Annotated in this window: 20 protein-coding genes and 2 rRNA genes (1 of these 22 running past the window's edge); 4 read left to right on the forward strand and 18 right to left on the reverse strand. The window is 64.8% G+C overall.

Going from position 1 to position 23,218, the window contains the following annotated elements; genetic code table 11:
* Window positions 1-156 precede the first annotated feature (156 nt).
* From ASC91_RS26200 to ASC91_RS26235, 8 genes are read right to left on the reverse strand one after another with little or no spacing between them, the layout of a single operon-like run.
* Window positions 157-2,055 (reverse strand): nucleoside-diphosphate sugar epimerase/dehydratase, encoded by a 1,899-nt coding sequence (locus ASC91_RS26200; protein WP_056204396.1) that lies wholly within the window; start codon window positions 2,053-2,055, stop codon window positions 157-159.
* 13 nt (window positions 2,056-2,068) lie between these two features.
* Entirely contained in the window at window positions 2,069-2,656 is a 588-nt protein-coding gene (locus tag ASC91_RS26205) for a sugar transferase (RefSeq protein ID WP_056204400.1), read from the reverse strand.
* Window positions 2,653-3,813, reverse strand: coding sequence for a DegT/DnrJ/EryC1/StrS aminotransferase family protein (locus tag ASC91_RS26210; protein ID WP_056204403.1), 1,161 nt, complete (start codon window positions 3,811-3,813; stop codon window positions 2,653-2,655). Before ASC91_RS26210 ends, ASC91_RS26205 begins: the two co-directional genes overlap by 4 nt.
* Window positions 3,814-3,830: 17 nt before the next feature.
* Window positions 3,831-4,511 (reverse strand): class I SAM-dependent methyltransferase, encoded by a 681-nt coding sequence (locus ASC91_RS26215; RefSeq protein ID WP_056204406.1) that lies wholly within the window; start codon window positions 4,509-4,511, stop codon window positions 3,831-3,833.
* Window positions 4,508-5,734, reverse strand: a complete 1,227-nt coding sequence (locus tag ASC91_RS26220; protein WP_056204409.1) for a glycosyltransferase family 4 protein — start codon at window positions 5,732-5,734, stop codon at window positions 4,508-4,510. The genes ASC91_RS26215 and ASC91_RS26220 overlap by 4 nt, the downstream gene beginning before the upstream one ends.
* The gene (locus ASC91_RS26225) at window positions 5,731-6,804 is read right to left on the reverse strand and encodes a glycosyltransferase (RefSeq protein ID WP_235532108.1); all 1,074 of its coding nucleotides are present in this window, start codon (window positions 6,802-6,804) and stop codon (window positions 5,731-5,733) included. Before ASC91_RS26225 ends, ASC91_RS26220 begins: the two co-directional genes overlap by 4 nt.
* The gene (locus tag ASC91_RS26230) at window positions 6,798-7,361 is read right to left on the reverse strand and encodes an acetyltransferase (RefSeq protein ID WP_056204551.1); all 564 of its coding nucleotides are present in this window, start codon (window positions 7,359-7,361) and stop codon (window positions 6,798-6,800) included. Before ASC91_RS26230 ends, ASC91_RS26225 begins: the two co-directional genes overlap by 7 nt.
* Window positions 7,361-8,566, reverse strand: coding sequence for a lipopolysaccharide biosynthesis protein (locus ASC91_RS26235; protein ID WP_056204411.1), 1,206 nt, complete (start codon window positions 8,564-8,566; stop codon window positions 7,361-7,363). The genes ASC91_RS26230 and ASC91_RS26235 overlap by 1 nt, the downstream gene beginning before the upstream one ends.
* 45 nt (window positions 8,567-8,611) lie before the next feature.
* Here ASC91_RS26235 and lysS point away from each other — a divergent pair, with 45 nt between their 5' ends.
* On the forward strand, window positions 8,612-10,135 hold the full coding sequence (gene lysS, locus ASC91_RS26240; RefSeq protein ID WP_056204414.1) for a lysine--tRNA ligase: 1,524 nt from the start codon (window positions 8,612-8,614) through the stop codon (window positions 10,133-10,135).
* Window positions 10,136-10,386: 251 nt separating this feature from the next.
* Here lysS and ASC91_RS26245 read toward each other — a convergent pair whose 3' ends face one another.
* The 7 genes from ASC91_RS26245 to ASC91_RS26275 form a co-directional block, all read right to left on the reverse strand.
* Window positions 10,387-10,758 carry a DUF4148 domain-containing protein gene (locus ASC91_RS26245; RefSeq protein WP_056204416.1) on the reverse strand — a complete coding sequence of 124 codons (372 nt, stop codon included), beginning with the start codon at window positions 10,756-10,758 and terminating at the stop codon, window positions 10,387-10,389.
* Between the two features lie 185 nt (window positions 10,759-10,943).
* Window positions 10,944-11,732: an enoyl-CoA hydratase gene (locus ASC91_RS26250; RefSeq protein WP_056204419.1), complete on the reverse strand. Its 789-nt coding sequence runs from the start codon at window positions 11,730-11,732 to the stop codon at window positions 10,944-10,946.
* Window positions 11,729-12,823 carry a DUF3108 domain-containing protein gene (locus ASC91_RS26255; RefSeq protein ID WP_056204421.1) on the reverse strand — a complete coding sequence of 365 codons (1,095 nt, stop codon included), beginning with the start codon at window positions 12,821-12,823 and terminating at the stop codon, window positions 11,729-11,731. The genes ASC91_RS26250 and ASC91_RS26255 overlap by 4 nt, the downstream gene beginning before the upstream one ends.
* Before the next feature lie 6 nt (window positions 12,824-12,829).
* Window positions 12,830-14,548 carry a M61 family metallopeptidase gene (locus ASC91_RS26260; protein ID WP_056204424.1) on the reverse strand — a complete coding sequence of 573 codons (1,719 nt, stop codon included), beginning with the start codon at window positions 14,546-14,548 and terminating at the stop codon, window positions 12,830-12,832.
* Window positions 14,548-14,985: a DUF3429 domain-containing protein gene (locus ASC91_RS26265; RefSeq protein WP_056204427.1), complete on the reverse strand. Its 438-nt coding sequence runs from the start codon at window positions 14,983-14,985 to the stop codon at window positions 14,548-14,550. Before ASC91_RS26265 ends, ASC91_RS26260 begins: the two co-directional genes overlap by 1 nt.
* 5 nt (window positions 14,986-14,990) lie before the next feature.
* Complete coding sequence (locus ASC91_RS26270) at window positions 14,991-15,725, reverse strand: DsbC family protein (protein ID WP_056204429.1); 735 nt, start codon at window positions 15,723-15,725, stop codon at window positions 14,991-14,993.
* 21 nt (window positions 15,726-15,746) lie between these two features.
* Window positions 15,747-16,868 (reverse strand): FAD-dependent monooxygenase, encoded by a 1,122-nt coding sequence (locus ASC91_RS26275; protein ID WP_056204431.1) that lies wholly within the window; start codon window positions 16,866-16,868, stop codon window positions 15,747-15,749.
* Window positions 16,869-17,005: 137 nt separating this feature from the next.
* Between ASC91_RS26275 and ychF the strand changes: the two genes are divergently transcribed.
* Window positions 17,006-18,097, forward strand: coding sequence for a redox-regulated ATPase YchF (ychF, locus tag ASC91_RS26280; protein WP_056204434.1), 1,092 nt, complete (start codon window positions 17,006-17,008; stop codon window positions 18,095-18,097).
* Between the two features lie 145 nt (window positions 18,098-18,242).
* On the opposite strand, the gene ASC91_RS26285 is transcribed toward ychF, so the two are convergent.
* A protein-coding gene (locus ASC91_RS26285) for an IS3 family transposase (RefSeq protein WP_157282140.1) occupies window positions 18,243-19,345 on the reverse strand; the annotation gives its coding sequence in 2 pieces (ribosomal slippage) (window positions 18,243-19,087 and window positions 19,087-19,345; 1,104 coding nt in all).
* Between the two features lie 111 nt (window positions 19,346-19,456).
* Here ASC91_RS26285 and ASC91_RS26295 point away from each other — a divergent pair.
* Both ASC91_RS26295 and ASC91_RS26305 read left to right on the forward strand, forming a co-directional pair.
* Entirely contained in the window at window positions 19,457-19,795 is a 339-nt protein-coding gene (locus tag ASC91_RS26295; RefSeq protein ID WP_056204442.1) for a hypothetical protein, read from the forward strand.
* Window positions 19,773-20,914 (forward strand): IS3 family transposase gene (locus ASC91_RS26305; protein ID WP_157282143.1). Its coding sequence is split into 2 segments (ribosomal slippage): window positions 19,773-20,025 and window positions 20,025-20,914, totalling 1,143 coding nucleotides; the frame shifts between segments, so codons are not numbered across the junction. The genes ASC91_RS26295 and ASC91_RS26305 overlap by 23 nt, the downstream gene beginning before the upstream one ends.
* A gap of 584 nt (window positions 20,915-21,498) precedes the next feature.
* Here the strand turns inward: ASC91_RS26305 and rrf are convergent.
* Together rrf and ASC91_RS26315 are read right to left on the reverse strand one after the other, a co-directional pair.
* Window positions 21,499-21,611, reverse strand: a 5S ribosomal RNA gene (gene rrf, locus ASC91_RS26310).
* Window positions 21,612-21,813: 202 nt separating this feature from the next.
* A 23S ribosomal RNA gene (locus ASC91_RS26315) occupies window positions 21,814-23,218 on the reverse strand; it runs 1,474 nt beyond the window's last position.

The following is a 23,218-nucleotide window of genomic DNA, read 5'->3' on the forward strand; positions in this document are numbered from 1 at the left end:
ACACGTGAGAACCACACGGCCTGCAGCCGGTCAGCTTAGGCCGTACAGCAGCGGAGTTCATAGTAGTAGCGTCGCGCGAAAGCCTCCTCATGGACTTACGACTTTCGTTGCCAGTGAGAGACACTTCGTACGGGTCACACACTTTGTACGCAAGCTTCACACCATTGACGCGTCAACGCCGCGCGGCTCGACAACGTACTCTGATCCAAGGAGTACCGAAAGAAACCGTCGCACCTCCGCGTCCGAGGAGGGTGGATTTTCACCTTGCACGACACCTTTTAACCATGCATGAACCGCCGCATGCCGGGGGCCATCGTCAAGCTTGGCAATCAACAGCCGCTTGACCGGAGTCGGCATCGTCGCGTCGGACTCGGACAACAGTTCTTCATAAAGCTTCTCGCCCGGCCGCAGACCGACATATGAGACGGGGATATCGCGCTCGCTATGTCCCGACATGCGGATCAGGTCCTTTGCGAGGTCCGCGATCCGCACAGGCGCTCCCATGTCGAGAACAAAAACCTGCCCTCCCTCGCCGAGCGCCGCAGCCTGAACGACCAGGCGCGCCGCCTCAGGTATCGTCATGAAATAGCGCGTGATGTCCGGATGCGTCACTGTCACCGGACCGCCTCTGGCGATCTGCTCCTTGAATTTCGGAATCACGCTGCCGCTGGAGCCCAGCACATTGCCGAAACGCACGGCCATGAAGCGGGTGGCGTGGCCCTGGGCCGCCATGTGGCTGATGACCAGCTCGGCCGCGCGCTTGGTGGCGCCCATCACATTGGTTGGATTGACAGCCTTGTCCGTACTGATCAGCACAAAGCGCTCGGTGCCACATTCGGCTGACGCCAGGCAGGCGTGATACGTGCCCATTACGTTGTTGCGCAGGCAGGCCGCGGCGTTGCCCACTTCCATCAACGGCACATGCTTATAGGCGGCTGCATGGAAGACCACTTGGGGCCGATGGGCGGCGAACGTGGCCCGCAAATGAAACAGATCCTTCACGTCGCCGATCAGCCGCAGCAGTGGCAGATGCGGAAAGTGCTCGCTCAGCTCCTGCTCTATCTGATAAAGCGCGAACTCGCTGAGCTCGTAGAGCACCAATTGGCGCGGCCGATAGCGCGCGATCTGCCGGCAGAGCTCACTACCGATGCTGCCGCCGGCACCCGTGACCAATACCACCTTGCCACTCAGTGCCTCGCTGATGCCCCCCTCGTCGAGCTGCACCGGTTCGCGGCCCAGCAAGTCCTCGGGCTCGATATCGCGCACCTCATTGACGCGACGACCAGCCATCAGCTCCGAGCTGCTGGGCACGGTCAACACCGGCAGACCGGTGGCGCCCGCGACGTCAAGGGCCCGGCGCCGTTGCTCGACGGAGGCTGCCGGCATGGCCACGATGATGTGGGTTACGCCATGCACGCTGGCGAATCGCCGCGCGTGGCTCAGGTCGCCCAGCACGGCCAACCCAGCCACGCGCCCGCCCAGTTTGGCGGGATCATCGTCCAGGAAGCCCACGACCACCCAACCCTGGCTGTGCTGGATGCCCGCCACCAGCAGGCGGCCCGCGTCGCCGGCGCCCATCACCAGCGCCCGACGCTGCTCCTGGGCGCTGCCGCTGATGCGGCTGCGCATGTGCTCGTAGAGCATGCGGTAGCCCATGCGCATCATGGCCAGCAGCATCAGCGTGAACAGCGGATGCAGGGCCAGTACGGCCCGAGGGACAGCATGCAAATGGGCCATCAGCACGGCCGCGGTGCCGATCAGGCCCGCCAGCGTGCAGGCCAAGGCCAGACGCTGGACCTCGCCGAAGCCGGAGAAGCGCCACATGCCCTTGGGCACGCGCAACAGGTACAGCACAGCCGCATAGATGGCCAACAGCCCCAGCAGCACCCAACCGTCGTAGTCGGGGCGTGCCGAGAACCAGCGCTCGAAACCGAGGCGGAACAGATAGGTGGCCTGCCAGGCGATGGCAACGACAACGACGTCGAGCAGCAGGGCCAAGGCTTCACGGCGCGGCCGCAGGCGCGTGAGCAGGGTGTCGAGAAACTGCCAGTTCATTGGGAAGCGATTGTCAGCCGCGCAGCACGCGGGCCAACGTCGCCAGGATCAGCCGCAGGTCGGTCATCAGGCTGGCGCTGGCCGCGTACTCGGCTGACAGTTTGAGTTTTGCGGGCATCACGACCTCGCGGTATTCGCGCTCTGGGTCCTGCGCTGCAGCCAACATTTCAGCCTCGTGGCTGAAAGCCAGCGACGCGGGATCGGTGATGCCCGGCCGCACCGCCAGCACGCGTTCACGCAATTCGGCCGAGTAGAGCTCGACATAGCGAGGCAACTCCGGCCGCGGGCCAACGAGGCTCATCGCGCCGCGCAGCACATCCCAGAGCTGGGGCAGCTCGTCGAGCTTGGCCTGGCGCAACACACGGCCCGAGCGCGTGATGCGGGGGTCGGCGCCGACCGTGATGGCCGCACCCGGCTCGACGCGCATCGTGCGGAACTTGTGGATGGTGAAGGGCACGCCATGCCGGCCCACACGCGTCTGGCGAAACAGGGCCGGGCCGGGAGAGTCGAGCTTGATCCAGACCGCGGCCAGCAGCAGCAGCGGCGCGAGAACCAGCAGCCCCAGCGCCGCACTGACCACGTCGAACAGGCGCTTGATCAAGCCAGCAGGCCCCTCACGGCGGCGATGACGCGCTCGACGTCCGCGTCGCTCATCGCCGTGTACAGCGGCAGGCTGACCGTGCGCTCGAAGGCCTTCTGCGACTGCGGGAATTGCTCGGGCGTCAGACCGTAGCGGTCGCGCCAGTAGGGATGCAGGTGCAGGGGCACGTAATGCACGCTGCAACCGATGCCGGCAGCGTACATGCCCTCGATGAAGGCATCGCGTGTGATGCTGGCTTCGTCGGCCAGGCGAACGACGTAGAGATGCCAGGAGTGCGTGTCGCCCTCCGGCGCATCGGGCGGCAGGATCAGCGGAAGGTCGGTAAAGGCCTCGTGATAGCGCATCGCGATCTGCTCGCGGCGCAGCTGGAAGGCCGGCAGGCGCTTCAACTGGTGCAGGCCCAGGGCCGCGGCGATGTCGGTCAGGTTGTACTTGAAGCCGGGCGCGACGATCTCGTAGTACCAGCTCGGCACCTTGGCCGTGAAGCGGTCGAAGGCGTCGCGGCTCATGCCGTGCAGGCGCATGACGCGGGCGCGCTTGGCCAGCTCGGCATTGCGCGTGACCAGCATGCCGCCCTCGCCGGTCGTCATCGTCTTGTTGGCATAGAAGCTGAACACGGTGGCGTCGCTGCCCAGCGTGCCGATCAGCTCCTTCTCCAGCGTGGTCGGCAGTGCATGGGCCGCATCCTCGATGACGCGCAGGCCGTGGCGGCGGGCGATGTCGAGGATGGACAGCATGTCCACGGCCAGGCCGGCGTAGTGCACCGGCAGGATGGCTTTGGTTTTCGGGGTGATCGCTGCCTCGATGGCCGCGATGTCGATGTTCAAGGTCGCCGGGTCGATGTCGACCAGCTTCACGTCGGCACCGAGGTAGCGCACGACCTCAGCGGTGGCCGTGAAGGTGTGGGTCGTCGTGATGACCTCGTCGCCGGGGCCCAGGCCAATGGCTTCCAGCGCCAGGTGCAGGCCTGCGGTGGCCGAGTTCACCGCGATGCACTCGATCTGCGGGTCACCGAGGAAGTCGGCAAAGGCCTGCTCGAAGCGCTTGGCCTTGGGGCCGGTCGTGATCCAGCCGGATTTCAGCGTGTCGACGACTTCGGCGATCTCGTCGTCGCCCAGGTCGGGCAAGGCAAAGGGAAGGAAGGGCTGGGCACTCATGAAGGGATTTTCGACGATCAGGTTTTGGCGATCAGCACCAGCCGGTGGGTACGCAGCCAGGGGACGAGGTTGAGCAGGCCATAGGCCGCAGGCAGCGCCCGGGCCAGCGGTGGCGCCAGCGTCACGCGCCGGGCCGTGAAAGCGCCTTGCGGGAAGAGCTGTCGCACGCGCGCCAGCGGCACGCCGCGGACGTCGGGGTTGCGCGGATTGTTGACGGTGAAGTCGTACCAGACGACGGCGCCACCCGGTTTGAGCCAGCGCCACATCGCGTCGGCCACGTGCTGCTGCAAGGCGTCGTCGAGGATGGACGAGAAGACCGTGGATTGCAGCACCAGGTCCTGGCTGGCCGGTGCGACGTCGGCTTCTGAAGCATCGCCTGGGAGCAGGCGCACGCTTTCGGGCAGGGCGGCGCGCGCGGCGTCCAGGCGCTCGGGCAGCAGTTCGATGCCGGTCAGGTGCGCGGGCAGCAGCCCCAGGCGCAGCAGGTCCAGCAGATTGCCGCCGGCACCGCAGCCCACTTCGGTCGCCTGCCAGTCAGCCGGACGCCCGGGACGTCGGGCAAGCAAGGTCAGCAGCACGCGCTGGCGCTCCTGCCACGTCCGCCAGACCTCGGGCCGCAACAGGCAGTAGCGGTCGGTGCCCTCTGCGCGGGCCTTGCGGCGGGCGTAGCGCTGCGCGATCTGGTCGAGCTCGCTCACGACAAGGCCTCGATGAAGCGGGCGGCGAGAACCGGATAGGCGTGATGGGCCATGGCGAAGGCGCGGCCACGCTCGCCCACCTCGGCGCGCTGCTCGGGCGTCAGCGCCGCCAGCTTCAGCAGCCCCTGGGCCACGGCGTCGGCGTCTTCAGGCGCGACCGTCAATCCGGCGCCGGCCTCGGCGACCGGGTCGTTGCCCGCCTCGACCGAATGCAGCACGGCACGACCGGCCATCAGGTAGTCGATGAGTTTGTTGGGCGCGATGCCGAAGCGGTAGATGGGCGTGCGCTGCCAGCCGATGTAGGCGATGTCGAAGTGGCTCAGCAGCGTCGGGATCTGGGCTTTGGGAATGGGAGCGAAAAAGCGTACTTGCTTCAGCCCCTCGGCGTCGACGCGCCCGGCCAGGCGTGTTGCCTCGTGCCCGCTGCCCACCAGCACGAAGCTGATCGGCCGATCGCGCAGCTTGGCGGCTGCATCGAGCAGCACGTCGAGCGCATTGGGCAGGCCCATGGAGCCGGCATAGCCGACGATGACGCGACCGGCCGCGCGCTCCGCGTCGAGATGCGCCGACAGCGTCGCACCGAGTGGCGCCGATTCACCCTGCCATTCCTCTGGCGCAAAGCCATTGGGCACGATGCGCAGCTTGTTCAGATCCAGGCCCTTTGAAGCCATGTGCTCGTGCACGCAGGGCAGCATGGAGACGACGACATTGGCATCTCGATACGCATCCACTTCCGCCTTGCCGCACATCAGCGCGAAAGGGTGACGCGGCGACATGCCGGACAGCTCGATCAGCGACAGCGGCCAGAGATCGTGCACCTCGTAGACCAGCTTGGCCTTGGCCAGTCGTGCCAGCTTCCTGGCGACCCAGACATCCATGGGATAAGTGCTCGACGCGATCACGGCATCAGGCCGGAACTCGCGCGTCAGCCGCCAGGCGTCGGCGCGCAGCTGGCGCAGGAAGGACAGGATGTTGCGCAAGCGGCCCACGCCGTTGCCCTGGTAGCTGGGCACCGGCAGCCAGCGGTAGCGGATGCCGTCGATGATCTCCTCGACCGGTTGGCCGGGCACCTCGGGCTGTACGGCGCGCACATGGGAGTAGCTGGCCGCGACGATGGTGACCTCGTGACCCGCCCTCACCCATTCACGGGCCAGGTAGTAGGGCCGGAACTCCATGCCGTGGGCAGGCGAACCGGCGTAATGGTTGACCAGAAGGATCCTCATGCCGGCGTGAGCTCCTTGAGCCGGGTCAGGAAGCGCTGCACGTGGGGCTCGAAGAGGCCGTTGGCGGCGACCCAGTTGCGATTGGCGATGGCGAGCTTGGTCGTGTCCAGCGTTGCCATGCGCGCCGGCAGGTCGTCCAGCGAGCCGACGATGAGGCCACGCGCCGAGTCGCCAATCAACTCACGATTGGCAGGCAGTTCGGACAGCAGCGGCACACAGCCATGCGCCATCGCTTCCAGCACCGAAACCGACACGGAATCGCTCTCGGGCAGGCTCAGGAACCAGGTCGAACGGGCGTAGTACGAGGCCTGGGCGGCGACATCCAGCCGGCCGACGAAGGTGATCTGCTCATGCAAGCCACGAGCAGCCGTTTCATCTTCAAGCGACTGACGTAACGAGCCATCGTTCGCAATGACCAAGCGCGCTTCAGGGTTCTGACACGCGATGCGCAGGAACGCGTCAATGACGAGTTGCGGCCGGTAGATCGGCTCCAGGCCGCGGTTCGCGAAGCACAGCCAAGGCTGCTTCTTCGCGTTCTGCTTGGGCATGGCTTCAAGGCCGAATGGGAAGGTCATGACCTCCCCCGCACCCAGCTCGCGCATGCGCTCGGCCATGTAGACCGAGTCCGACGTGGTCAGGGTGCAATTGCGCAGCACCTTCTTCGTCATCCAGCGCCAGGCGCCGCCGCGCTGCGGCGTCACGAGGATGTCGCTGCCCCAGGCCGAGCCGGCGATCTGCGCGCGCAGCCGCCAACCCATGCGGGCCGCCCAGGCCAGTGAACCGTGGGAGGTCAGGTAGTGCGCGTGCAGCCAATCGGCGTCTGTATCGGCCAGCCAGGCACCGACCTTGGGCAGCATCTTGATCAGGGCGACATTGCCGCCGCCATGGTCGGGAGCCGTGTTCAGCGCCAGCCGGCGTGCGTCGGGAAGCAGATGATGGAACTCGGGCAGGAAGCCGCGCGACGAGATGGCATGCAATTGCACGCGTGGGTTGAGCGCACGGGCCCACTTCAGCAGGTGCGGGCTTTCGCCGTCGCCGATGAGGACGAGCTTGAGACCGCCGCTCAGCATGGCCCGGCCCAGGCTGCGTAGGCCTCCCGGAGCTCGGGATGGCGTGCCAGCAAGGCCGCATCGCGCTCGCGCGTGTCGCCCACCTGGCGAGCTGGCTGGCCGGCCATGATGGCGAAGTCGGGTGCGGCGCCGCGCAGCTGCGAATAAGCGCACAGGATGGCACCCTTGCCGAGCGTGCTACCGGGTTCGATGAGGCTGTGCGGGCCAACAAAGCTGTAGGCGCCCAGGCGGATCGCCCCCTTGCGGTAGCCCGGCAGCTCGCCGCCCAGCACCGCGCTGCGACGGCCGTTCACGCGCAGGGCGTTGTGGGTGCTGTGGGTCACGATGGAACAGAAGTTCGTGATCTGCACGCCCTCTTCGATGACCAGGCCCGCGCTCGCGTCGATGAAGTTGAACTGGCCGATGAAGACATGGTCGGCCAGTTGCAGGCCTGCTTCGCCCTCGATGCAGGTGCTGGGCGCGATGCGCGAATGCGGCGCGCCGGCCTCGCCGAACAGCATGCGAAAGCCGAGCAGCCGCAGGAGGCGACGACGAAAGCGGTTGAGCCAGGGTCGAATCATTCCCAGGTCCAAAGTGCCCAGAAGAAGTAGCCGAAGTAGAGCAGCATCGCTGCGGACACACCCCAGCCCGCACCCGCCAGGCCGCCGAGATGGATGCCAGCCGCCAGCCCGCCGACGAACATCACCTGGCCGATCAGCGCCAGCTTCAGTGCCCAGGCCTGTGCACCCCAGGCCATGGTGACTACGGACAGCGGCGACGCGATGAAGTGCAGCGCGACATAGGGTGCCAGCGAGCGGGCCAGTTCGCCGGCGCCGCGCCATTCGGGGCCGAAGACGGTGGCGAACAGCCAGGGCCCGAAGGCCAGCAGCGCGAGCATCAGCGGCAGCGCGATGGCCGTCAGCAGCAGCAGCTTCTTGCGCACCAGGGCGCGGGCTTCGCTGCGGCTGTCGGTCTGCGTGAGGCGGGGGTAGAGGGCCTGCGACAGCGAGCCGCCGACGAGGCTGGCCGGCGCCTTCAGATAGCGCAGTGCCAGCGCCCAGGCGCCAGCCTCGGGCGAACCCAGCCAGGCGGTCAGCAGCGCGATGGCCAGGGTGTCCTGCAGCGCGCCGGCAAAGGCGTGCGGCGTGTTCAGCAGCGGGAAATCGCGATGCTTCTCGGCCATGGCGCGCAACGGCTGGGGTGCCAGCAGGCCACGCCAACCGCGCAGGGGGGCCGGCTGCGCCTGCAGGGCAGCGGCAGCAGCCGTGGCCAATGTGGCGCCGCCGATCAGCCCCCAGGGCCCCGCCTGCAACAGGCCGAAGCCGACCTGTGCAATGGCGCCGCCGCCCCACTGCACGACGCGGCCCCAGGCCAGCACGCCAAACCGACCGGCTCGAGCCGCCCATTGCGCCAGCGCCTGGCTGGCCGCGGCCGCCAGCACGGCCGGCGGCAACGCGGCGGCAACGGGAAGATCCGCCCAGATCATCCAGGCCCCGCCGACGACGATGGCCATGGCTGTCATCGCCAGCAGCATGCGCAGGCACAACGCCAGCAGCGCCGCGGCGCCCTCCTCGCCCGTCTCGAGCGCCAACGCGAACTCGTAGCGCGCACAACCGACAACGGCCAGATTGGTGGCTACCGTCCACACCAGAGAGAACTGGCCGTACTCGGCTGGCGTGTACAGCCGGGCGATCCAGGGGCCCAGCAAAAGCGGCACGGCCTGGGCCAGCGCGCTGCCGGCAAGCAAGGTGAGAGTGGCGCGCGTCAGGCTGTGGGAGGTCATCAAGGCGCGAGATTCTAGAATCGCTGGTTCGACTGAAGGCCCGCAATGACCACAACGACTCCGACTCCTGTTTCGACCGCTCAGGCCGACGACAACCAATTGATCGCCGAGCGCCGCAGCAAACTGGCCGCACTGCGGGCCACCACAGCGGTGCCTTTCCCCAACGACTTCAAGCCCCAGCACCGCGCCCAGCCCCTGCAGGCCCAGTACGGCGAGGTGCCCAACGAGGAGCTGGAACCGCAAGCCGTCAAGGTCAGCGTGGCCGGCCGAATGATGCTCAAGCGCATGATGGGCAAGGCGAGCTTTTGCACGCTGCAGGACGCCACTGGCCGCATCCAGCTGCGCGTGACCATCGACAACGTTGGCCCCGAGGTCTACGACGCCTTCAAGCACTGGGACCTGGGCGACATCATCGGTGGCGAAGGCACGTTGATGAGGACCAAGACCGGCGAGCTGTCCGTCGCAGTGACGACGCTGCGCTTGCTGACCAAGAGCCTGCGCCCGCTGCCGGACAAGTTCCACGGCATGACTGACCAGGAGCAGAAGTACCGCCAGCGCTATGTCGACCTGATCACGGACGAAGACGCCCGCAAGCGCTTCACGGCGCGCTCCAAGGCGGTGTCGGCCATCCGCAGCTTCATGGTGGACCACGGCTTCCTGGAGGTCGAGACGCCCATGCTGCATCCGATCCCGGGCGGCGCCAACGCCAAGCCCTTCAAGACCCACCACAACGCGCTGGACCAGGAGATGTTCCTGCGCATCGCGCCTGAGCTCTATCTGAAGCGCCTGGTCGTGGGCGGCTTCGAGCGCGTGTTCGAGATCAACCGCAACTTCCGTAATGAAGGCATCTCGGTCCGGCACAACCCCGAGTTCACGATGATGGAGTTCTATGCGGCCTACTGGACGCATCATGACCAGATGGACTTCACGGAAGCCGTGCTGCGCCACGCGGCGATTGCCGCAACCGGCAGCGCCGCGCTGACCTATGCCGGCAAGCCGGTGGCGCTGGACAAGCCGTTTGCGCGCGTGTCGGTGCGCGACTCGCTGATCCAGTTCGCCGGCCTCACCGAAGCCGAGGCCGATGACACCGACGTGCTGCGCGCCAAGGTCAAGGCCGCTGGCGAAGAAGCGCCCGCGCGTTGGGGCCTGGCCGAGCTGCAGTTCGGCTTGTTCGAGGCCATCGTCGAAGAGAAGCTCTGGGAGCCCACCTTCATCATCGACTACCCCGTCGAGGTCTCGCCGCTGGCCCGTGCGTCGGATGCCAATCCCAAGATCACCGAGCGCTTCGAGCTCTTCATCACCGGCCGCGAGTACGCCAACGGCTTCTCCGAGCTGAACGACGCCGAGGACCAGGCCGCGCGCTTCCACGCCCAGGTGGCCAACAAGGATGCCGGCGACGAAGAAGCGATGTTCTTCGACGCCGACTTCATCCGTGCGCTGGAATACGGCATGCCTCCGACCGGCGGCTGCGGCATCGGCATCGACCGACTGATGATGCTGATCACCGATTCGCCGTCGATCCGCGACGTGATCCTGTTCCCGGCGCTGCGCCGGGAAGGCGGAAACTAAGCGGCCGAGGCGAGCGCCTTGCCCGCGATGCATTCGCTGTCGATGCGCTGCGACAGCTGCGCGAAGGCGTCCTGCGGCGCTTGTTGCAGGGTCTGGTCAAGCGGACTTTGAAGCAGGCGCAAAGCAAAAAGGGAACGTTTTCAACACGTTCCCTTTTTATCTCCAGTCAGTGCCTTGATGCCCTAACTGACTGGCATTGCCCTCTCGGGTCGCCTTTCGTCGGTTTGAAACCGCTTTGTTTCAGCGCTCGCTCAACGGCTGGCCAGAGCGGAGGCACGGCGCACGACAGGAGCCGGGAAATCACCCAGTTCGCGGGCGGCGTTTTCACCATGGTCGGCTGCCTGGGCGGCGGCGATCTTCTCGTCGGCGCGCACTTCGCTCGGCTTGACGGTCAGCACGGCCTGGCGGGGAAGCTTGACAGTGGCAACCGCGGCAGCCTTGGCCGCGCCCGGGGTCGTCACTTCGATGCCCTTTTCGCCCTGGATGGCGGCCAGTTCACCGCTGTTGCGGGCCGCAACCAGATCGGCAACGACTTGCTCGCGGGTCAACGGGGTGGTTTGGGCGGAGGCGGCGCCTGCGGCGATCAGCAGGGTGGCGGCGATGAGGGTGGACAGCTTGCTCATGACGGGCTCCTTCAGTGTCTGGCAGGAACTTCCTGCTTTCTAGGTCACTCGGACATCGCGACCGCGGTGTCCATGGGCCGAACTGTAGGGAGCCGATCTCAGTAGAAATACTAGGCTGGCGGGAACTGACTATTCATTCAACGCAAACAGTCATCCCTAGTTCGTTATCGTTTCGCCACCACTCATCAACGGTGCTCGAAGTTCGGCGCTCGCTTGGCCAGGAAGGCTTCCATGCCCTCGTGCTGATCATGGCTGCCGAACAGCGCATGAAAGTAGCGGCGCTCCACGGCCACGCCGTCGGTGAGCGGCGCCTGATAGGCGAGGTTGACGAGTTCCTTGATCAGCATCACTGAGGGGCCGCTGAAGCCATTGATGGTTTCAGCGGCGGCCAGGGCTTCTTCGAGCAGCTTGTCAGCCGGCACGACGCGCGACACCAGGCCTGCGCTCTCGGCTTCTGCGGCGCCCATCATGCGGGCGGTCAACAGCATGTCCATGGCCTTGCTCTTGCCCACCGCGCGCGGCAGGCGCTGGGTGCCGCCCGCGCCGGGGACGATGCCAAGCTTGATCTCGGGTTGGCCGAACTTGGCTGTGTCGGCCGCGATGATGAAGTCGCACATCATCGCCAGCTCACAGCCGCCGCCGAGCGCAAAGCCGCCTACCGCAGCGATGACGGGTTTGCGCACCTGCAGGATGGTCTCCCAGTTCTTGGAGATCAAACCGCTCTTGAAAGCCGTGGCGAAGGTGTGGGGCAGCATGGTCGGAATGTCGGCGCCGGCCGCGAAGGCGCGCTCCGATCCGGTCAGCACGATGCAGCCGATGCCGTCATCGGCGTCAAAGGCGAGCAGGGCGGCGCCCATTTCGTCCATCAGCTGGTCGTTCAGCGCGTTCAGCGCCTTGGGGCGGTTCAGCGTGATCAGTCCGGTCTTGCGCGGGCCGTCGCCATGGACGGCGGTGAGGATGCATTCGTAGGTCATTGGCTGAGTTTCCTGGGCGTGTCGTTGATTGATTCTGGCGCGGCTTGCAGCGGCGCGCTCTTGAGCATGAGATCGATATAGGTGTCGGCGTCCTGTCGGATGACCAGGCGCACGGGCAGGTATTGCAGGCCAGGCGCCAGCCAGACTTCAGCGGCCAGATCGCCACCGGCGGGCGCACGGGTGGGCCTGAGATGCCAGCTGGCCAGCGGGCCCATCGGCGTATCCAGCGTCTCTTCGCCCACCACTTCGTATTGCCAGATGTATTGACGGCGAGCCAGCACCAGCGGGAACTGCACGGTACGCCCAGCCTGGAGCAGCTCGCGGCCGGTCAAAAAGAGCCAGGTCAACTGGACGAACTGGCTGGCCGAATCCTGCGCGCCCCGCGAGGCCGGCTCGCGCGAACCGGTGGCGAGTTGGACCTCATTGCCCAGGAAGAACACGCTGGCGCGCCGGCTGTCACTGAGAATGACCTTGGTCTCCTCGTCGTAGCGTTGCGGCGCGATGCCCTCCGGCGTCAACTGGCCCTGGCTGCTCATGCGTCGTGTGATCAGCGGCGCGAAGCTGGGGCCGACGCCGACGTCGAGATGGACCTGGTAGTCACGCCCCCTGCGCAGCCATTCGACCTGGGCCTGGCCGCTGACCGGTCCCCGGTAGTTGCCGGTCAGCACATAGCTGAGCCGCGTTGACAGCGGCCATTCAGGACCGGGCTCACCGTCCACCGACGGCGCCGACGCGGCCTGGGCAACGGAGGCGGGTTGTTCAGGCGCTGACGCTACGGACGCGACGGGCTCGGGGAACGGCGGTTCCGATGCGGCGACGGGCTCAGGTGCGGAGGCCGCCGGACCTGGCAGTTGGACGTTCGCCGACGGCGCCTTGGCGCGCGGCTGAGGTGGCGAAGGCGGCCGCACGCGCAAAGCAGGCGGCTCATGCAACTGCATCTCGCGCACCAGGGCGATCTGCATGCGCGCCGGCATTGGCGGCGGGCCTTCGCTGATCCAGCCCTCGTGGATGCGCTGCACCTCGTGGCCGAGCAGCAGATGCAGTGCCAACACGGCCAGCACCAGCAGGCCCGGCGGCCGCGGTGTCTTCATGCTGCCTCAGGCGCCGAGCCAGTGGCGGCGCGCAGCGTGCGACCCGTCGGCCAGCGTCAAGGCAACAGCAGAGGACTGCGGCGCGGGGAGCTCGACATTGAGCTCGATCAAGCGCTGGTCGCGGCTGACGAGCAGGCGCAGCTGCGTCTCGCCGCTGCCCAGCAGGCCCGCCACCTCATCGAGGCGACGCAGGCGCCAGCCGTTACAGCCGAGGATCTCGTCGCGTGCATTGACGCCGCCCGCCTCGGCGGCGCCGCCGGTGAGTACATGAGTCACGCCAATGCCCGTCAACGCCGCCTCGCGCACGCGCAGGCCCAGACGCTGGGCGACGTTGGTCCGGCCCTCGTCGCGCCAGACAATGCCATGTCTCTCCAGCAGCGCGCGCAGTGGCAGCTCGTCGCGGCCATGCACCCAGCCGTGCAATTGCGCCGCAACCGCGTCGATGGACAGCGCACGCACAGCGTCGAGGATGTCGGCCTCACTGACCGGGCCGCCGGCGCTGGCCGTCCACAGTCGCGTCATCAGCGCATCCAGGCTGGATTTTTGATCCCGCAGGCTCAGGTCCAGGCAGAGCGCGACAAGGGCGCCCTGGCCGTAGTAGTTGCTCGCGGCGTTGACGCTGTTCTCGTCGGGCCGGTAGTACTTGGTCCAGGCCTCGAAGCTGGCTTGGGCCAGCGGCTGCACGCGCCGGCCCGGCGAGGCCAGCACGCTGTTGACGCTGGCAGCGAGCAGTTTCAGATACCGCGGCGCATCGACCAGGCCGGCGCGGCACAGCATCAGTTCGTCGTAGTAGCTGGTGAACCCCTCGAAGAACCACAGCAGCTCGGTGTAGTTCTCGCGCTGGTAGTCGAAGGTCGCGAACTCCGCAGGGCGCAGCCGCTTGACGTTCCAAGCATGGAAGTACTCGTGGCTGAACAGGCCGAGCAGACGCACATAGTTGTCGCTGGGTGCAGCGCTTTCAGCGGCTGTCGGCAGTTCACGCCGTGCACAGATCAGCGCCGTGCTGGCACGGTGCTCCAGGCCGCCATGGCCGTCATCCACGGCCGAGAGCAGGAAGCTGTAATGCTCGAAAGGTGCACCACCCCAGAACGCGATGTGGGCCTCGCAGATGCGCCGCACATCGGCCAGCAGGCGCTCGCCGTCAAAGCTCGGCCAGGCGCCGGCCACGACGATGCGATGCGGCACGCCGGCGGCGATGAACTCGCCCTGCCAGTGCGGGCCGATCTCGAAAGGGTGGTCTAGCAGTTCGTCGTAGTCGGCGGCCTCCCAGCTTCCCTCGGCAGCGCTCATCCCGGTTGCGACACGCCAGCCCTCGGGCAGTTGCCCCAATGTCACGCGATGCGCCTCGCTCTCACGGCCATGGGCGCGCAAGCACAGGCTGCTGGCGTTGAAAAAAGCGCGCCGGCTGTCCAGCCAGGCGGTTCGCACCGAGGCGTCGAAGGCGTAGACGTCATAGCTCAGGGTCAATGCCTTGGCTCGCGACTGGCCGCTGCAGCGCACGCGCCAACTGGCCTTGTCGAGTTGCTCGACGACCAGTTCGTTGCCGCCCTGACGGGCCGTCATCCCGCTCAGATGCTTGGCGAACTCGCGCACGAGGTAGCTGCCAGGGATCCACACCGGCAGGCTGAAGAACTGCTCAGCCGCTGGGCTGGTAAGGGTCAGCGTGACGCGATAGCGATGGGCCGCAATGTCGGCCAGCTCAATCTTGTAGCTTGGTCCCCGCATCAGCTACCCGCGGCGGCGAGAAAGCAGCTCAGCGCTGCGACGGCGGTGAGCCGAAAGCGCAAGGTCAGCCAGTCCGCCGCGCCGAGCTGCGGGTACACGCGGCGGTCGACGAGATAACAGGCGATCAGCACACCGCCATGCAGAGCCAGGCCCGCATAGGCCGGCATTACCACACCCAGCCAGCCCAGCAGCACGGCGCTGATGCCCCAGACCAGGGGCTGACGCCCAGGCAGGCCACGTGCAAAGGACAGGCCCCAGTGGATGCCGCCGAGAAAGGCAATGACCAACCCGGCATACGCTGACATCCCGACGCTCACAAACGTGTGCTGATCGAGGTCACGGTCGCCGATCAGCCAGATCAGGGCGCATCCGAGCATGAAGGGAACGAGGCCGGCGTAGCCCAACCGATGCGCGAGCTCGCGGCGATCCACGCTCATCGGATTCAGGATTTGCTGGCCGGCGCGGCCAGGGCTTGCAGGCGCTTCTCCAACTCCACCGGACCGACGGCACCAGGGATGCGATTGCCGTCCTCCAGCAGGATGGCGGGCGTACCGTTCACATGGATCTTGCGCGACAGCGCGAGGTTGCGCTCGATGGCGGCGTCGTCGCAGGAGGCCGGTGCCTTGGCCGGCTGCTCGCCCTTGAGCATCCAGCCGAGCCAGGCATTGGCGTTGTCCTTGGCGCACCAGATCGCACGCGTCTTCTCGGGAGAGTCGCCGCCAAGGATGGGGATGAGGAAGGTATAGACCGTCACGTCCTTGAGCTCCTGCAGGCCCTTCTCGAAGCGCTTGCAGTAGCCGCAGTTGGGGTCGGCGAAGACGGCGATCCGGCGCTTGCCGCTGCCGTTCTTCCACACCAGCGCATCCTTGAATGGCAGGCTCGCGAAATCGATCCGGTTGAGCTGGGTGATGCGCTCCTCGGTCAGGTTCTTCTTGGCCTTCAGGTCGTAGAGCTCACCTTCGATGAGGAAGCTGCCGGTCGCGTCGGTATAGCGCACCTCATTGCCGATGCGGACCTCCCACAGCCCGGGCATGGGGGCCGGGCGGATCTCGTCGACCTTGGGCGCGTTGGGCATGCGCTCGGCAAGGGCCTTGCGGATGACGGCGTCGTTGGCCAGCGCGGGAAGGCTGATGGCAACAAGCAGGCCGGCCAGGAGTCGAAGGAACGTAGAGGACACGATGGGAGAGCCGGTTGGGGTTCAGAGCCCGAGGGCGCGCTGGGTCAGCCAGCGCTTGACGGGGGTGAGTTGGTTGAGCGCATCCAAGCCGCGGTTGCGCAGGCTCTGGACGGCGGGGGAAGAGTTGGCGAAGAGACGCTGCAGCACGTCGGTCAGCTCGCTCATCGCCAGCGTCGGCGCGAGGCGCTCGCGGGCATAGCGGCGCAGCAGGCGTTCGTCGCCGAGGGGGCGCCAGGACTCGCGCGCAGCCAGCACGTGGGCAAGCGCGGCGACGTCGCCCAGACCGAGGTTCAATCCCTGGCCTGCCAGCGGGTGAACGATGTGAGCTGCATCCCCCAGCAGCACCCAACCCGGGCCGCTGACGGCATCCGCGCGGGCCAGAGCCAGCGGCCAGCTCGATCGCTCGCTACCGAGGCCCAACTCGCCCGCGGCACCACCGGTGGCAGCATTGAGTTCGCGTTCGAATTCGGCGGCCGGCAAGGCTTGCAGTTGTTCGGCCCGCGCCTCAGCGCAGGACCAGACCAGGCCATAAGACGCACCAGGCGCCGGCTTCTCGAAAGGCAGCAGGGCCAGCACCTCGCCACCCGGCTGAAACCACTGGCGAGCGACACCCTGATGGGGCCGATCGGCTTTCAGTCTTGCGGCCAGCGCGCGATGGCCATAGGGCTTGAGCTTGAAGTCGACGCCCAGCGCGGCGCGCGCGGTCGATTCGCGACCTTCGCAAAGGGCGATCAGCGCTGCCGAGGTGTTATCCGCGACGTTGTGAACATGAGGAGAGAAGCGCAGGGCCGTCGCGAGCTGCGCATCCAGCGCGGCGGCGTCGACGATGACGGCCAACTCACGCAGGCCTTGCTGCCATGCCGAGAAGCTCAGTCGGCCGGCAGGCTGGTTGGCGACGGCATCACCGCCGACGACCATGTCGTAGACGGGACTGATCGCGTCAGGGGGCAAGCTGTCCCAGACCTTCAGCTCCGTCAGCAGGGCGACCGAGGCGGCGTTGAGCGCATAGGTCCGCACGTCGTCGGCGCGAGGCGTTCCCGGCGCGCCGGTCATGCCCACGGTCAGCCCCTGAGCAGCCAGGCTGAGCGCGAGGCTGCCACCGACCGCCCCCCGTCCTCTGACCAACACATCCACGCTTTGCATCGGGCAATTGTAGGCAGCGGTGATGCCCGCATCGCCAGCTGGGCCGGCCCGAAGGAGTCGACAGCGCCGGCCGACTAAAATCCCCGATTCGGCGTCGGCCTGCCGTCGCCCGCCCTCCCCTACGGAAAGCCCCCGCCATGAGCCTCAAATGCGGCATCGTGGGCCTGCCCAATGTCGGCAAGTCCACGCTCTTCAACGCCCTGACCAAAGCCGGCATCGCGGCTGAGAATTATCCTTTCTGCACGATCGAGCCCAATGTCGGCATCGTCGAACTGCCCGACCCCCGCCTCGCGGCCCTGGCCGAAATCGTCAAGCCCGAGCGCGTCATGCCCGCCGTCGTCGAGTTCGTCGACATCGCCGGCCTCGTCGCTGGCGCGAGCAAAGGCGAGGGCCTGGGCAACCAGTTCCTGTCCCACATCCGCGAGACTGACGCCATCGTCAATGTCGTGCGCTGCTTCGAAGACCCCAACGTCATCCACGTGAATGGCAAGGTCGACCCGATCTCGGACATCGAAGTGATCCAGACTGAGCTCTGCCTCGCTGACCTCGGCACCGTCGAGAAGAGCCTGCACCGCTATAACAAAGTCGCTCGCGCCGGTGACAAGGAAGCCATCGCGTTGGTCAAGGTGCTGGAGAAGTGCCAAGCCGCACTGGACCAGGCTCAGCCCGTCCGCACCATCAACTTCAGCAAGGAAGAACTGGTCATTCTGAAGCCCTTATGCCTGATCACGGCCAAGCCGGCCATGTTTGTTGGCAACGTCTCGGAAGACGGTTTCGAGAACAACCCGTTCCTTGACCGCCTGAAGGAATATGCAGCGGCCCAGAACGGCCCGGTGGTGGCGATCTGCGCCAAGACCGAGTCGGAGCTGTCCGAAATGGAAGACGAGGATCGCGCCCTGTTCTTGGCCGAGATGGGCCAGGATGAACCCGGTCTCAACCGCCTGATTCGTGCCGCCTTCAAGCTGCTGGGCCTGCAGACCTACTTCACCGCCGGTGTGAAGGAAGTGCGCGCGTGGACCATCCACATCGGAGACACCGGCCCGCAAGCCGCCGCGGTCATTCACACCGACTTCGAACGCGGTTACATCCGGGCGCAGACGATTGCCTATGACGATTTCATCAAACACCGCGGTGAGCAGGGCGCCAAGGACGCGGGAAAGATGCGCGCTGAGGGCAAGGAATACGTCGTCAAGGATGGCGACGTGCTGCATTTCTTGTTCAACGTCTGATACCGACGTCGGACCTTCTTCTGGAACCCGCTTCGGCGGGCTTTTCATTGCCTGGGTGTCCCGGAGAGGCCAAGGCTTGGTGGCGGCAGTTGCCATCGGGACTCGAATGGTTTTGACCTGCCCGGGATTTCCGAGACAGTAATTCCTAGAAGACGGCTGGTTGCGGGTCTTGACGGAGTTGGTGCTTGAACTCCGTCGGGGTCAAGTATTGCAGGCTGCTGTGCGGCCTGACCTCGTTGTAGTGCTGACGCCAGGACTCGATGACGACCTTGGCCTCGCGGCGCGAGCGGAACCATTCGACTGACAGGCACTCGTCGCGGAACTTGCCGTTGAAGCTCTCGTCGGTGCCGTTCTGCCAGGGCTTGCCAGGGTCGTTGAGCACGGTGGCGATGCCGGCGCTGGCGATCCACTCCAAGATGGCCTGGCTGACGAACTCCGGCCCGTTGTCCGAGCGCATGAACAGCGGCGCCCCGTGCGTGCTCACCAGGCGCGACAGCACCTCGATCACACGCTTGGAGCGGATGGACCCGGCTACGTCGATGGCCAGGCACTCGCGGGTGTATTCGTCGATGACGGTCAGGCACTTGAGCTGCTGGCCCGTGGCGGTCGTGTCGAAGACGAAGTCGTAGGCCCAGACCATGTTGGCCTTGAACGGCGTTTGCACGCGCGGCCCCGTGGAGGCAGTGGGCTTGCGCGAGCGTTTCCTGGGCACCAGCAGCCCGGCTTGGCGCCACGGCCGATGCGTGCGCGACCAGCTCAGCTCGAAGCCACGCCGTCGCAGGAAGATGCGGATACGGCGGTAGCCGTAGCGCGGGTACTGGGCCGAGAGTTCCTTCATCGCCTCAATCACCGGGGCATCCTTGGCCGGCAGGCGGGGCTCGTAGCTGGGCGTGGCGCGTGACATGCCGATCAGCCCGCAAGCCCGACGCAGGCTCAGGCCACGCTCGCGAGCGAGGGCGACCTGGGCGCGCCGAGCCAGCGGGCTCACAATTTTTTTGCGTTGATCTCCTTCAGGACTTCGATGTCCAGATCACGCTCGGCCAGCAGTTTCTTGAGCCGGCTGTTCTCCACCTCCAAGGCCTTCAGGCGTTTGACGTCCGCGACCTCCAACTGGCCGAAGTGCTTGCGCCAGGCGTAGATCGTCGGCTCGCTGACCTTGTGCTTCTTGGCCGCCTCGGCCACCGTGGTGCGGTCTGCCTCGCGCAGGATCGCCACCATCTGCTCTTCCGTGAATCGACTCTTTCTCATGGGCTTCTCGGGGGATGGAGCCATCTTCTCTGGGAATCAATGTCTCGGAGAACCCGGGCAGGTCAACCGCCCGACCATCCAGATCGCCGTCACTCTGACCGAAATTACGCAATGGTCAAGCCGCGCTACCTTTTCATGTCCATGCCGCAGCAGCCGTTGTTGAATGCCATGCGAGTGATCGTCGATCGCTACGGACTGGCGACGCAACTTGGCCTGGCGCTTTTCGTGCCGACGAATTGGCATCAGTCCCTTTCGGACCGCCATTGGGAGGAAGACACGCCAGATCTGCGCGAGCGGATGCTGCGTGCGGGTGGCAGGGTTTCAGCGCAGGCGGTTGCCATGATGACCCTGTCCCAGGATCCCGTACCGTTCGGTAACAGAATCGACCGGCATGAAGAGGTCCTTGAATGGGCCAGGAGTTCATGCCATGAGGAAGAGCAAGTTCACTGAAGAGCAGATGGCCTACGCGCTGAAGCAAGCTGAGCTGGGCATCAGCGTCGAGGAGGTCTGCCGCAAGATGGGCATCAGTAGCGCCACGTTCTACAAGTGGCGCCAGAAGTACGCCGGAGTGGGCCCGTCCGAGTTGCGCCGCATGCGCCAGCTCGAGGAGGAGAACCGCAAGCTCAAGCAGATCGTTGCGGACCTGAGCCTGGACAAGGCCATGCTGCAGCACATCGTCCAAAAAAAAGTCTAGGGCCTTCGCGACGCCGCGAGCTGGTGCCGGAGTTGATGCGACTGTTCGGCTGCAGCCAGCGCAACGCCATGCACGTGACCAACGTCTCGCAGGGCAGCTTCTTCTACAAGCCGGTCAAGAAGGACGAGTCCGCGCTGCGCATGCGCATCAAGGAGATCACCAGCACACGCGTGCACTACGGCTATCGCCGGGTGCACGTGCTGCTGCGCCGCGAAGGCCACCCCGACAACGTCAAGCGCGTGTACCGCCTCTACCGGGACGAAGGGCTGTCGCTGCGGCTCAAAAGGCCCAAACGGAACAAGGCCGCCAAGCTTCGCCAGCCCAAGCAACTGGCCCATGCCATCAACGAAATCTGGAGCATGGACTTCGTCGCCGACAACCTCTTCGATGGACGCAAACTGCGCATGCTCACCGTCGTGGACCTGTACACCCGGGAGTGCCTGGCCATCGACGTCGGCCAGAGCTTGAAGGGAGAAGACGTCGTCCGCGCCCTGACCGGCATCGCCGCGCACCGCGGCCTGCCGCAGACCATCAAGACCGACAACGGCAGCGAGTTCATCTCCAAGGCGATGGACAAGTGGGCCTACGAGCGCGGCGTCGAGTTGGACTTCAGCCGACCCGGCCGGCCGACTGACAACGCCACCGTCGAAAGCTTTAACGGGCGGCTGCGCCAGGAGTGCCTGAACGAGCATTGGTTCTTGTCACTGGACGATGCACGGGCCAAGATCGAGGCTTGGCGACGGGACTACAACGAGAACCGTCCCCACTCAGCGCTGGAGTGGGCCACGCCGACCGAATTCGCCCGCCGCAGCCGCCTGCAGGCGGCTGCGGCGAAGTCAGAGGAGCCGGAAAGTTCTACTTCCGAGCGGTACTGAATCGGGTGCAGGGTCAAGGAGCCGGAAAGTTCTACTTCCGAGCGGTACTGAATCGGGTGCAGGGTCAATGACGCTGAATCGCATCGTGGCCAATGGAGAGCATTGGTCGTTCAGAGCCAAAGGCAGCCCCCACGGTTTCCCCGGGTTGCTCGCTGCAATCCATAGGGCGCTAGCGGCCGAGGGAATTGATGATCGCGCGGGACACACCCCGCACGTCACTCTCAGCTATACAGCGCCCAAGCATCTGAAACCTCCAAAAAATCAAGGAAGCCATCGAATGGATTCTTGATGAGGTCTTGCTCGTTGTCGGAGGTGGATCGCCCTATCACTATGAAGTTCTGGGGAGGTGGGACTTGCGGCCCTTAGCGGCAAGTCACCAACAAAACCTGTTCTAGATTGGACGCCGAAACATAGAGTGCATTATTCGCGGCCCTCAAAGCGAAACCCCCACCATCTTTCAATGGTGGGGGTAGGCTTAAATAATAGCCTGACGATGACCTACTTTCACACGGGAATCCGCACTATCATCGGCGCTGGCTCGTTTCACTGTCCTGTTCGGGATGGGAAGGAGTGGGACCAAAATAGCCTGACGATGACCTACTTTCACACGGGAATCCGCACTATCATCGGCGCTGGCTCGTTTCACTGTCCTGTTCGGGATGGGAAGGAGTGGGACCAAGTCGCTATGGTCGTCAGGCTTGACTGGTTGGTTCATTGACATGGTCAATAAACCCAATTCGTAGAGTCAGCAGAACTTGGTTTTATCCAATCTGCACGCTGCAAGTTTTATCGCTTGGCAGCGGAATCAGCTTAATTTGATTGCGTCTTCGTAGCTTCGAAGAACGACATAACTTGAACACTCACCTTGAGACGTGCTGCGCACAGACTCTCAAAGTTATAGGGTCAAGCCTCACGGGCAATTAGTACTGGTTAGCTTAACGCATTACTGCGCTTCCACACCCAGCCTATCAACGTCCTGGTCTCGAACGACCCTTCAGGGGGCTCTAGGCCCCGGCAAGACTCATCTTGAGACGAGTTTCCCGCTTAGATGCTTTCAGCGGTTATCTCTTCCGCACTTAGCTACTCGGCAATGCCACTGGCGTGACAACCGATACACCAGAGGTGCGTCCACTCCGGTCCTCTCGTACTAGGAGCAGGCTCTCTCAATCTTGCAGCGCCCACGGAAGATAGGGACCAAACTGTCTCACGACGTTTTAAACCCAGCTCACGTACCTCTTTAAATGGCGAACAGCCATACCCTTGGGACCGGCTACAGCCCCAGGATGAGATGAGCCGACATCGAGGTGCCAAACACCGCCGTCGATATGAACTCTTGGGCGGTATCAGCCTGTTATCCCCAGAGTACCTTTTATCCGTTGAGCGATGGCCCTTCCATACAGAACCACCGGATCACTTTGTCCTACTTTCGTACCTGCTCGACTTGTCAGTCTCGCAGTCAAGCACGCTTATGCCAATGCACTATCGACACGATTTCCGACCGTATCTAGCGTACCTTCGAACTCCTCCGTTACACTTTGGGAGGAGACCGCCCCAGTCAAACTGCCCACCATACACTGTCCCCATCCCGGATAACGGGACAAGGTTAGAACCTCAAACACACCAGGGTGGTATTTCAACGTTGGCTCCATCAGATCTAGCGACCTGACTTCAAAGCCTCCCACCTATCCTACACAGATCTGTTCAAAGTCCAATGTAAAGCTACAGTAAAGGTTCATGGGGTCTTTCCGTCTTTCCGCGGGGAGATTGCATCATCACAAACATTTCAACTTCGCTGAGTCTCTGGAGGAGACAGTGTGGCCATCATTACTCCATTCGTGCAGGTCGGAACTTACCCGACAAGGAATTTCGCTACCTTAGGACCGTTATAGTTACGGCCGCCGTTTACTGGGACTTCAGTCAAGAGCTTGCACCCCATCATTTAATCTTCCAGCACCGGGCAGGAGTCACACCCTATACGTCGACTTTCGTCTTTGCAGAGTGCTGTGTTTTTAATAAACAGTTGCAGCCACCGATTCTCTGCGGCCTCATTGGGCTCACCAAGTAAATGGATCACCTACTAAAGGCACACCTTCTTCCGAAGTTACGGTGTCAATTTGCCGAGTTCCTTCTCCAGAGTTCTCTCAAGCGCCTTAGAATACTCATCTCGCGCACCAGTGTCGGTTTGCGGTACGGTCGTCAATAGCTGAAGCTTAGTGGCTTTTCTTGGAAGCAGGGTATCACTCACTTCGTCTGCAAGCAGACTCGTTATCACGCCTCATCTAATCCCCCCGGATTTGCCTAAGG

The sequence above is a fragment of the Pelomonas sp. Root1237 genome (genome assembly GCF_001425055.1).
Lineage (GTDB): Bacteria > Pseudomonadota > Gammaproteobacteria > Burkholderiales > Burkholderiaceae_C > Pelomonas.

What these genes read in the sequence shown, in the direction of transcription:
- ASC91_RS26295 (WP_056204442.1), top strand. Translation starts at nt 19,457, where the DNA reads ATGGTCAAGCCGCGCTACCTTTTCATGTCCATGCCGCAGCAGCCGTTG.
- ASC91_RS26210 (WP_056204403.1), bottom strand. Translation starts at nt 3,813, where the DNA reads ATGAGTGCCCAGCCCTTCCTTCCCTTTGCCTTGCCCGACCTGGGCGAC.
- ASC91_RS26220 (WP_056204409.1), bottom strand. Translation starts at nt 5,734, where the DNA reads ATGAGGATCCTTCTGGTCAACCATTACGCCGGTTCGCCTGCCCACGGC.
- lysS (WP_056204414.1), top strand. Translation starts at nt 8,612, where the DNA reads ATGACCACAACGACTCCGACTCCTGTTTCGACCGCTCAGGCCGACGAC.
- ASC91_RS26235 (WP_056204411.1), bottom strand. Translation starts at nt 8,566, where the DNA reads ATGACCTCCCACAGCCTGACGCGCGCCACTCTCACCTTGCTTGCCGGC.
- ASC91_RS26225 (WP_235532108.1), bottom strand. Translation starts at nt 6,804, where the DNA reads ATGCTGAGCGGCGGTCTCAAGCTCGTCCTCATCGGCGACGGCGAAAGC.
- ASC91_RS26265 (WP_056204427.1), bottom strand. Translation starts at nt 14,985, where the DNA reads ATGAGCGTGGATCGCCGCGAGCTCGCGCATCGGTTGGGCTACGCCGGC.
- ASC91_RS26255 (WP_056204421.1), bottom strand. Translation starts at nt 12,823, where the DNA reads ATGAAGACACCGCGGCCGCCGGGCCTGCTGGTGCTGGCCGTGTTGGCA.
- ychF (WP_056204434.1), top strand. Translation starts at nt 17,006, where the DNA reads ATGAGCCTCAAATGCGGCATCGTGGGCCTGCCCAATGTCGGCAAGTCC.
- ASC91_RS26275 (WP_056204431.1), bottom strand. Translation starts at nt 16,868, where the DNA reads ATGCAAAGCGTGGATGTGTTGGTCAGAGGACGGGGGGCGGTCGGTGGC.
- ASC91_RS26260 (WP_056204424.1), bottom strand. Translation starts at nt 14,548, where the DNA reads ATGCGGGGACCAAGCTACAAGATTGAGCTGGCCGACATTGCGGCCCAT.
- ASC91_RS26245 (WP_056204416.1), bottom strand. Translation starts at nt 10,758, where the DNA reads ATGAGCAAGCTGTCCACCCTCATCGCCGCCACCCTGCTGATCGCCGCA.
- ASC91_RS26250 (WP_056204419.1), bottom strand. Translation starts at nt 11,732, where the DNA reads ATGACCTACGAATGCATCCTCACCGCCGTCCATGGCGACGGCCCGCGC.
- ASC91_RS26200 (WP_056204396.1), bottom strand. Translation starts at nt 2,055, where the DNA reads ATGAACTGGCAGTTTCTCGACACCCTGCTCACGCGCCTGCGGCCGCGC.